At 46.3% G+C, this 10,669-nt stretch carries 6 protein-coding genes and 1 pseudogene; 4 read left to right on the top strand and 3 right to left on the bottom strand.

Annotation, left to right across the window (positions count from 1 at the left end; translation table 11 throughout):
* From V6C93_RS10430 to V6C93_RS10420, 3 genes are all read left to right on the top strand, one after another.
* Positions 1–1,269, top strand: a 1,269-nt coding sequence (locus tag V6C93_RS10430) for a B12-binding domain-containing radical SAM protein (RefSeq protein WP_333476590.1), incomplete at its 5' end; no start/stop codon positions are given.
* Between the two features lie 371 nt (positions 1,270–1,640).
* A complete protein-coding gene (locus tag V6C93_RS10425) occupies positions 1,641–2,969 on the top strand; it encodes an APC family permease (protein WP_333476589.1) in 1,329 nt (442 codons plus the stop codon).
* Between the two features lie 37 nt (positions 2,970–3,006).
* Positions 3,007–4,284 carry a hypothetical protein gene (locus V6C93_RS10420; RefSeq protein ID WP_333476588.1) on the top strand — a complete coding sequence of 426 codons (1,278 nt, stop codon included), beginning with the start codon at positions 3,007–3,009 and terminating at the stop codon, positions 4,282–4,284.
* On the opposite strand, the pseudogene V6C93_RS10415 reads toward V6C93_RS10420, so the two are convergent.
* A pseudogene (locus V6C93_RS10415) lies at positions 4,202–4,453 on the bottom strand (PP2C family protein-serine/threonine phosphatase); the annotation flags it as partial. The gene V6C93_RS10420 and the pseudogene V6C93_RS10415 overlap by 83 nt on opposite strands.
* A gap of 146 nt (positions 4,454–4,599) precedes the next feature.
* A complete protein-coding gene (gene hpnH / locus V6C93_RS10410; RefSeq protein WP_333476587.1) occupies positions 4,600–5,622 on the bottom strand; it encodes an adenosyl-hopene transferase HpnH in 1,023 nt (340 codons plus the stop codon).
* Positions 5,623–6,424: 802 nt separating this feature from the next.
* On the opposite strand from hpnH, the gene V6C93_RS10405 reads away from it, so the two are divergent.
* Positions 6,425–6,871 carry a hypothetical protein gene (locus V6C93_RS10405; protein WP_333476586.1) on the top strand — a complete coding sequence of 149 codons (447 nt, stop codon included), beginning with the start codon at positions 6,425–6,427 and terminating at the stop codon, positions 6,869–6,871.
* A 160-nt stretch (positions 6,872–7,031) separates the two neighbouring features.
* Here the strand turns inward: V6C93_RS10405 and V6C93_RS10400 are convergent, their stop codons facing one another.
* Positions 7,032–10,619, bottom strand: coding sequence for a CHAT domain-containing protein (locus V6C93_RS10400; RefSeq protein ID WP_333476585.1), 3,588 nt, complete (start codon positions 10,617–10,619; stop codon positions 7,032–7,034).
* Between the last annotated feature and the right edge of the window lie 50 nt (positions 10,620–10,669).

Below are 10,669 nucleotides of genomic sequence, written 5' to 3'. Positions count from 1 at the left end.
GGTTGCCCTGAATATTACCCAGATTTTGATATTTTGCATCTTGGGGAATTAGGGGATGCAACAGATCAGATGATTGAGTACCTAGACCAACATCCTGAGCGTCCCCAGCAACAAATACGCTTTGAAACAAAAGAACGATTGCCCCTCAGTCAGTTTCCCATCCCCGCTTACCACTTGCTGGATATCAATCACTATTTCTTAGCGAATATTCAGTTTTCCAGTGGGTGCCCTTATCGCTGCGAATTCTGTGATATTCCTGAACTGTATGGACGTAGTCCTCGTCTCAAGAATCCTGAGCAAATTCTAGCAGAATTAGATGCCATGCTGGCAGCTGGAAATCCAGGAGCGGTGTATTTTGTTGATGATAACTTTGTGGGCGATCGCCGCGCCCTCATGACGTTACTGCCTCATCTCATTGATTGGCAAAAACGCAAGGGTTATCCGGTGCAGTTTGCCTGCGAAGCCACCCTGAACCTTGCCCAAAGCCCCAAGCTTTTGGAAATGATGCGAGAAGCTTATTTTTGTACTATTTTCTGCGGAATTGAGACCCCGGAAACGGAAGCTCTCAAGTCAATCTCCAAAACTCACAATCTGAGTATGCCCATTTTGGAAGCCGTGAAAATTTTAAATAGTTACGGCATGGAAGTTGTATCGGGAATCATCATGGGACTGGATACTGACACGCCGGATACAGCAGATCGAATTTTAGAATTTATTCGTCTGTCCCAAATTCCCATGTTGACAATTAACTTGCTTCATGCCTTGCCGCGAACTCCTCTATGGCGGAGGTTGGAACAAGAAAATCGCCTTATTTTTGAGGAAAATCGAGACTCAAATGTTGAATTTTTAATGCCTTACGAACAGGTGATCGATATGTGGCGACGCTGCATCACAGAGGCTTATGAACCGGAATTTTTGTATCAGCGATTCGCCTACAATATGGAGCATACTTATCCAAAGCGAATTAAGGTTCCGAATAGCCCTGCTCGTACCTCTGGCGCGAATATCCGTAAAGGGTTGACGATGTTGGCGAACATTTTGATTAGGGTGGGGGTATTGAGTCACTACCGCAAAACCTTCTGGAAAATGGCTTATCCGGCACTGAAATCAGGCGATATTGAGAGTGTAATTCATGTGGGATTAGTGGGCCATCATTTAATTAAGTTCGCGGCTGAGTGTGCTACAGGCGAGGAAACGGCTTCGTTCTACTCTCAAAAATTACGGCAGACTCAACCTAAACAACTTGAAGCATCAGCGGCTGGAAATTGAATTAAGTCGGGGGGTATGATGAGCGATCGCGGATTCATTAGCCTAATACGAATGGCACTGACTTAAGCAGAATGTCACTGACTTAAGCAAAAAGTCGTCGTTCTTTGAAAAAAACCCAGATTGGGGGGAAACCCCCCAAACCCCCCACTGGGGGACGGAGTGCCTACCTAAAGACCCCCTGCACAAAGGTTGGTAAAGTAGGAAAGTTCTTAAGGGGGAACTGTTCCCAACCGTGTAATCTATCCAAGCGAGAACCTCAATAACTGGGTAATGCAGATTCCTGAAACCCACCAAGAGCACCTGTAGAGTGAGTGGAATCAAATTGCACTGTGCTGGCAACTTGAGCCAGACAGAAACGAAATCCCTAGTTAATGAGTTCAATCCAGAATCAAAATCCTCGTCTCATCAACCTGTTTACGGCTATCTGCATGGTGGTAGCCAATATGATCGGAACTGGCGTTTTTACCAGTTTGGGCTTCCAGTCGGTGGAGATAAAATCCGGCTTTGCTTTACTGTTTTTGTGGTTAGTCGGCGGAATCTTCGCCCTCTGCGGTGCCCTTTGCTATGGTGAACTTGGAGCTGCAATGCCCCGATCTGGTGGTGAGTTTCATTATTTATCCCAGACGTATCATCCCATGCTTGGTTTCATTTCGGGATGGGTCTCTATTACGGTGGGTTTTGCCGCGCCCATCGCTGCCGCTGCGATCGCGTTTGGGCAGTATTTCTCCCGTGTCTTCCCGGTTGCCACACCAATGGCGATCGCTCCCCTCGTCGTTATCATCATTTCCCTCATTCATGCCAATAATCTCAAGCTGGGAAGTTATTTTCAATCAAGTCTCACTGTCTTAAAAGTCCTGCTGATCGTCGTCCTAATTGGGTGTGGACTTTTTATAGCAGAACCCCAAAACATTCAATTTCTGCCGTCTTGGAAAGATGTGCAACTGATTGCGAGTTCTCCCTTTGCCATTTCCCTGGTTTATGTTACCTATGCCTATTCAGGTTGGAATGCTTCTGTTTATATAGCCAGTGAAGTCAAAGAGCCAGAAAAAAATGTACCGCGCTCTTTATGGGCAGGCACTTTGCTGGTAATGGTGTTATATTTGCTGCTCAACTTTATTTTTCTGTATAGCACACCCCTCGATGAGTTAGCCGGAAAACTAGAAGTCGGCTATCTCGCCGCCAATCGTATTTTTGGTGTACAAGGTGGAGAGATGATGAGCTTACTCATCTCGTTTGGGCTGCTTTCTTCCATTAGTTCAATGGTTTGGGCAGGGCCGAGAGTAACCCAGGTGATTGGAGAAGATATTCCCTTGTTTAAAAGACTAGCTAAAAGAAATAGTAGCGGCATTCCTTACTATGCCATTCTCCTGCAACTTTCAATTGTCTTAGTTTTAGTCCTGACTTCCACATTTGAAGCGGTTATTACCTATCTGGGATTCACTCTTACACTGTCCTCCTTCCTTACAGTTTTGGGTGTATTTGTTCACCGATTAAAGTTTCCAGACGCTCCCCGACCCTACAAAACCTGGGGATATCCGGTAACACCGCTCATTTTCCTCGCTATTAGTCTCTGGATGCTGATTTATATTTTGTTTGGCAAACCTGTGGAATCAATAGCAGGATTGGCGACCATTGCTCTCGGTCTGCCTGTCTACTTTATTGCTTGCAAAAATCAGCTTGCATCGTCAAGTTCTAAATAATTAAACCTGCCATTAAGTGACTTTCGCCTGAGACTATATGGACTCCAGAAAATCCCGGTCTTTTCTGCTCGCTATACTTGGACTGTTAGCCTCCGTTTATTCCTGTAATAATAACGATATTCAGTTAGCGTTGCCAGGAAAGACGGTTGTTACAAAAAGTGAGAAGAAAACTACTAAAACACCTCAAAGTCCCCTGGCTGAGTTTGATATACAAAAGTCAAATCACTTGACGGATTCAGCTAAGTTTATTGCAGGAATGGAGGTCAAAGATACTCGTGCGATCGCCTTTGGCGGTACGCAAAGCGTAATCGCACAGTTGACTCAAAGTAGCGTCTGGCGCACACATGCGGCTTCTTTTAATAAAGCATGGGCTAAACTTGAAGCACAACAACTGTCTAAAGTCAGGAGATGGGCAGAAGAAGAACTCAAGCTGATCAATCAAACGTCTCAGCCCATCTTTTATCCGTTTAGTGGGCCGGATTTTTTGTATGCCTATTCGTTCTTTCCGAACAGCCGTGAATACGTATTAGTCGGTTTGGAGCCGATAGGACAACTACCTAATCTTGAGAACCTCTCCCCCACTGAAATGAAGCTCAAGTTGCAGGGAATTAATGCCTCTGTCGATGATATTTTGGGACTGAGTTTTTTCCGTACCAATGATATGAAGGTAGATTTGGCGAAGCAAGGAGTATTGCCAATTTTATCTGTCTTCATGGCGCGAACTCATCAGCGGATACTGGATGTACAATATATTGGTCTAGACAAAGAGGGTAATATCCAGGCACTGCCTCAGAACCATCAGGATAAAAGCTGGGTTCCGGGAGTCAAAATTTCTTTCGTCAAGGAAGGAACATCTCAAGCGAAAACATTGTATTATTTCTCTACTGATTTATCTGACTCAGGTCTTAAAAAAACTCCAGGTTTCAATAAATTTGTTAAAAATCTTGATCATCCAGTGAGCTACCTAAAGGCGGCCTCTTATCTGATGCACGACCAGCATTTTTCGACGATTAGGAATGTGATTCTGTCTCAAAGCACCAGGTTGCTGCAAGATGATTCGGGAATCCCGGTCAAATATTTTGGTAAACAGAAATGGAATTTAAAGTTTTACGGAAATTATACTCAGCCGATCGCTCTGTTTAATAAGCGGTATCAGACGGATCTGAAGAAGATGTATAATAGCGATCACAAGATTAAACCCCTCAATTTCGGCATTGGCTACAATTTCAAGGTCAATCAATCGAATTTAATGCTAGCGATCGCTCTTCAAGGTTCATCATTTCCTCACCCTGCCGCTTCAGTATCACCAAAGTAATATCATCAAACATCTTTTGTTCTCCAATAAATTGTCGAAGCTCATCAATGACCGCTTGCTTAATTAGGTCAGCATTTTTGTGCCAATTTTGGTTCACCCCTGTACAGAGTCTTTCTATGCCGTAAAATTGTTGATTGATGTCTATAGCTTCGGGGATACCATCAGTGTAAAGGACTAGCCCATCTCCTTGCTCTAGCTCTACTGTCTGAAGGCTCCAGGATACCGATGATAAAAGTAAGGGAAGATAAACGGTGCGTTAGTTAGGCATAACGCACCCCAAAAAAAGCCGTCTTTAGACCTCTCCCTGAAAGCCTTCTAGTTAAATATTCCTAAGACGCTGCCCACAGAACGCGCTACATTCTGTGGTTCCATAGCATCCATTGCAGCAGTAGGTTCATAACCACAATGCACCATACAATCAACACATTTTGGATTACCACTTGCTCGACCGTATTGGCTCCAGTCAGTTTTCTCTAGCAGTTCCTCAAAGGTGGAATAATGCCCCTCATTTAGAAGGTAACAAGGCTTTTGCCAACCTAAAACGCTGTAACTGGGGCTACCCCAAGGCGTACATTCGTAGTCTTTTTCTCCCATGAGAAAATCCAAAAACAAGGGGTTGTGGTTGAAATTCCAGTTTTTCTTGCCGGCTTTGTAAGGAGCGAGAATTTCTCGGAAGAGTGTCTTTGTTCGTTCCCGTTTGAGAAAATGTTCTTGGTCGGGTGCCCACTCATAACTATATCCAGGAGAAATCATCACACCATCAGTATTCAGGGTGCCGAGGAAGTCAAATAAATCCTGAATTTCTTTGGGATCAGCGCCTTCAAATACGGTGGTATTGGTCGTCACCCGAAATCCCTTCGCTTTGGCAGCACGAATTGCTTTGACAGCAATATCAAAGACTCCTTTACGGTCTACATATTTGTCGTGTAACTCTCCTACTCCATCTAAGTGAACGCTAAAGGTGAGGTAAGGAGAGGGCTGAAATTTATCCAGGCTTTTTTCCAGCAACAACCCATTCGTACATAAATAAACAAATTTTTTGCGAGCAACCAATCCCTTAACAATTTCGTCCATTTGGGGATGAAGTAAAGGTTCTCCACCCGGAATGGAGACAATCGGTGCGCCGCACTCTTCTACCGCAGCAAAGCACTGTTCAGGAGTTAGGTGTTGCTTCAGAATATCAATCGGATGTTGGATTTTGCCGCAACCTGGACAGGCGAGGTTGCAGCGAAACAATGGTTCCAGCATTAAAACGAGGGGGAAGCGCTTGCGACCTTTCAAACGCTGTGCGACTAGGTACTTCCCAACTTCAAAGGCTTGTTGTAAATGAATGGCCATTAATTTCCTCTCACCATTGCGAACTTGTTAGAAGGGTAGCATTTTACCGACTGCTGCTACAGTACCTCATCCAGTTAAAAAATACTGTACTTCGCTCAAACCTCTGCGGTCTAACCTCAAAGCTTACTAGCGAGAGATGTGTTTCTAAAGCGGCCTGAACAGGTCTCAGTTATCAATAAAATTCTGTCTTGAAAGAGGGGAGCAGGGAGTAGGAAGTGGGGAATGGAGTAAGAGTCTTTCATTAAATGTTCGTGTACGTTATCGTTAGCCAAATGCGGGCGCAGCGAAGCGAGCAAGCGAGGCGTAAGCCCAGTTCATGGAGGGTCTTGCACTCATAACCTTTGGTGAGACAGAAGAAAAAGGGAAAGGATTAAAGGAGCGGGGAAATATAGAAGCCCTTTCACACTTTACTTTCGCTTCCCCCTTTTCCGATTTCTACAAGAAGTCTGATAGTGGCGGGGATATTTCAATATTTTCGGGCTCAATTAAACAGAACTACTGCCTTGAATTAAAACGTTCCTTAAGTTGCCATTTTAGCATCTTTTTGCTATTATATGGATAGAGTAATTAAGCTTTTGTTTGTGTTGAATACCAATTAAACAAAGCTATAAATTGATGCAACACCAAAAAGGGATTTTTCCCAGAGCCATCGTTAAAAAATAACACTCATGGATGAGAAGGAGTGGCTAATGGAATCCACCGCAAGTCCTCAAGAGGTTAAGTAGCTTAACCCCCTATAAGTCTTTTAGGTAGCTAATCTCTACCTTGCTCTCTAAATTAGTTGATAACCCCATAGACCATCATGCAACCACAAAACCAAATCCTGATGGCGGATATCATAGCGTCTTGCCAACAGATCCTGCTGCAAAATCAACAGCAAAATTCTCAACTCATAGGGTTAATAGAAAAACTTTCTGAGATAGACAGGCTTCAGGAAGATAAGATGGCTTCAATTGCTTCAACCAAGGAGCTTAGCCCACCTATTGTTGAGCCAAAAAGCCTTAGTACTCGCCTGAAGATCAATCGTTTAGTGAGAGATTATGCTACAGCGCATAACATAACTTTCAGAGATACGTGGCGCTTGCTATATACTGAGTTCCGCGATCGCTATCACATCAATTTACGTATTCGCGCTAGAAACAACGGCAAGCTCAAGCCCTTAGACATCTGTGAGCAACTGGGAATGATTGAGGAGCTGTATGCGGTTGCTTCTAATTTGTTTGCCAGCCGGTTGCCTGTTGCTTCTTAGCTTGCTCGCCGGAAGCCCAGGCCGTCCCACGAGGGCGGCGCTGGGTGGATGTCATACCATTTTGGATGCAAGGATTTTAGATGCAAGGATTGCACAAGCCTTCTGGAGGCAATGGTTTCAATCTATGATCTGTCGCATCCTCTGTTTACATTGGTATCACTTACCAAGGATTGCCAATCATGGTGAAAGCACTCCAATAGTAGGGATGAGAGAGGTCTCGATCGCCGAGCTGAGCTACCTCAGGTGGTAAAGGGAAACGGCTACTTGCTGTAATCAGCTCTCCTCCTTCTAAACGCACTTTACCATCCAGCATGTCTAATTGCGTCTGCCGCAGCGCTTCGGCTTTTATCGGTGCTTGTTTCAGTTGCTCGTAGAATGCCGTCATGAACGCTAATGTTCCCTCATCATTGACATACCAGAGACTTCCCAGTCCCGACTTGACTCCCGCCTGCACCGCCAACCCCGCAAAACCCAATTCGGCATTCTTATCCCCTACTGCCGTGCGACAGGCGCTTAAGACTAACAACTCCACTGCTGGGTTATTCAAGCCGAATTGACGCAGTTGGTTCAGTGTTAACTTAGTGTTCCACAACTGAATGTAAGAATTATTCGGCATACCTGGTTTAAATTCGGCATGGGTGGCTAAATGCACAATGCCGAAGGGTTGTCTGGCAAGGGATTGCTGAAGATTTTCCAGAGTAAATGCCTCGTTGAGGAAGGAGCTACCTGTCCATAACTGCTGTGTGATTAAAGACAGCTCGGCGGAAACGGCGGGTAAGGGATTTTGCTCAGAGAATTTGGTTGCACCCATACCTAGGACTCGCTCCTTTTTCACATTGGCGTAGCGAGTATCGGTGAGCGAAAGACTGGGCATTAAGCCGACGCTGTATTTGGCGATGATAAAGTTGTTGCCATCGTGTAGCGCGGCTAGCGGTAGGGAGCGCAACCCAGTGTCCATAATGAAGACTAGATTCTTAATGTTTTGCGTCCGCAAGTCCTCTTCCAGAGGAGCCACAAACCACCGATAAAGTTGCTTGGCTGAGGCTAAGTAATTACGGGAACGGCGGCTAGTGAGGTCATTGCGGAATTCTTGAGCTACCTTGACAACTCGCGATCGCGTAGCACTGGGTACTCGCTTGATAATAGGTTTTCCCCGATTCGTAAGTAGTAACACTTCGAGTGGGTCGGTACCCTGCTCTTCAAAAGAAAGTGTTGCATTGGTGGCGACCTTCTGCAAACTGAGATAGTTCTGAAAATCTTGTGTCAGTGTGTCCTCTAACCTTGTAAAGTTGGGGTCACTCACCAGAACTTTAGGTGTGAAACGGATGTAGATCAAAGCCGGTTTTACACCCGTCTTCTCCTCGATTCGGCGCAGCACCTTACGCGCCTCATCTAGGGTCGCGACGGGTAGTTTCGCCGATGGCTCTTGGGGAGGGAGCGAATCGAGTACAGGGGGAATGTCCGGATTCGGCGGTTGTTGTTGTTGTTGTGAGGTGATGATTTGAATATTATCCTGAGTGTAACTCCCAAAAAAGGCGCGGGTTGGCGAAATCGTGTTGCTCGGTCTAGTCGTAATTGAGCCAACCGTTCCATTGGTTGTAGCATTACCCACACTAAAGGGAATGCTCCTATCCCCCCCGCCATGACGAATCGTAATTGAACCACCACGAGCACCGCCGTAAGTCGAGATGCTCGCTTGTCGATCTAATTGTGCAGGGATATCACTGGGATTGATAGCATCAGGAGGTAATTGCGCCAATGCTGCCGCAACAGTACCTGTAGCTCGGAAAAAACGGTTGGCGTTAACCTCTACGTTACCCCCTTGACCCGCCCCTAAGCTTTGAGTGTTGATTAAGTAGGCATTAATATCGCCAGTTGTACTGGTGAGGTTAATATTTCCCCCATTCCCATCAATAGAAGTGGAAATTACGCCTCCAGTAGAAAGGTTACCCCTCGAATTGACGGTAATATTCCCTCCAGTTCCGCTCCCCCCAGAACCCGAAACTATTGAGCCAGCCACCGTGTTAGCAAGGGGGAAAAGCGTCGAGGGGGTTTGGGGCGACAGGTCGGCAGAGGAAATATTCGCGATCGCAAGCAGAGCCTCGAAGGCTTGAACTGAGGTGAGTCCTTGCAATGTGTTGATACTACCACCCGTGCTACTGAGATTAATGTCACCACCATTCCCCTCTATCGAAGCAGAAACCACTGGCCCCGTGATCAGATTTCCCGCCGCCGACACTGTAATTTTTCCACCGGTTCCACTGCCTCCCGAACCCGACAGTAGCAGTCCGGTGTCGGGAATGGTTTGGCCTCGATATTGAATTTGGCCTTCTGTGGTATTGATCGCACCGGCTGTACTGATTAGGTTAATCTCACCTCCATCTCCCTGCAACGAACCAGAAGCGATCGGGCCTGTTGTAATATTACCCAGAGCACTCAGCGAGATAGTTCCTCCCCGTCCAGACTTCTGAGCCACAGAGAACACGGCTCCTGTCGCGTTAAGCGGGTTGCGATCAATAATGAGCGTACTCTCACCGCGTGTTTGATCGATCAGGATTTGCCCTGCTGTACTAGTAAGGCTGACGTTTCCGGCATTGCCATTATTGGCACTGGCGTTAATTCCTCCAGTGGTAATATCCCCATTGCTCGTCAGGGTGATATCTGCCGCATTACCAGCCCCAAGATTAATCGGAATCCCTCCAAGATTGATGGTACCGCCTGTCAGGAGACGATTGGTACTGATAGTGCCCCCTGCCGTCAGGTTAATTGGCCCAAAACTTCCTACTTCATCGGTGGTGATGTTGCCTCCAGCATTCAGGGTAACGCCCTGTTCAGCCAGCAGCCTGCCTGTTGTGATATTATTCCCCGCCGAAATCGCTATCCCGCCTTGCGTAAACAGGGTATCCCCTCGATTCATCTCAAAAGAGTTACCTGCGATAAAGGTGATTGAACCCCGAAGCGGCAAGTTTGGAAACACAAAGGGGTTAGAGCCAAATAAGTCATCATCCAAGTCTTGAATAGTGATGTTATTAGTAGCCTCTAGGATGACGTTACTTGTTACGGCCAATCCTGCTACCTCTGATTCATACAGGGTAGTGGGTGCCGTATCTCCTGCTCGTACCTGACCGACACCCCCAGAGGGACTACCGAAAAAACTAATGTTGGAGCCATTTGTATCACCATCCCCAATTCCATTACGGATTTCGATGTTTGTCGGGTCGAGCAGCAAGGTACCCACGTTGCCATAAACTGCACTGGTATCGACAGTACCCTTGAATGCGAGACTTCCCTTTCCCGACACTTCTACAAATCCGCCATTGCCAGAACTTGCACCCCCTAGGGCATTAATCGCGCCCTCAAATCGGGTCACCTGATCTGACCAAAGGATGACTGTACCGCCATCCCCATTGAGTAAGGCAGAAGCATTAATGACTGAATCACGACTAACATAAGTGCTAATAGCATTGGGTACGCTGCCTCTACCTTGAAAACCGCCACCAATCATGACCGCCCCACCCCCATCATTACCAGAAGCATTGATGGTGGCACCCAATAGACCCACCTTATTGCCTAATACATTCACACTACCGCCCGTTTGCAGTAAGGAGGATGACTGGGTTGCCCCGATGTTGGATGTGTCGAGAGTGCCCGAAGCGATCGCCAATCCTGCTTCAGAGGGTATGATTGTGCCAGAGTTCGTTAACTGCACTTCACCGCTGTTAGAAACTACCAATCTTGTCTCTACCATTCCAGCGGTTCCTGTCAGCAAACTGGGTAAACTTAGAGCCGAAATCGGCA

The organism is Allocoleopsis sp. (assembly GCF_036703385.1).
Taxonomy (GTDB): Bacteria; Cyanobacteriota; Cyanobacteriia; order Cyanobacteriales; family Coleofasciculaceae; genus Allocoleopsis.
The sequence above is the reverse complement of the archived record's forward strand: the minus strand, read 5'-3'. Positions and strand labels throughout refer to the sequence as shown.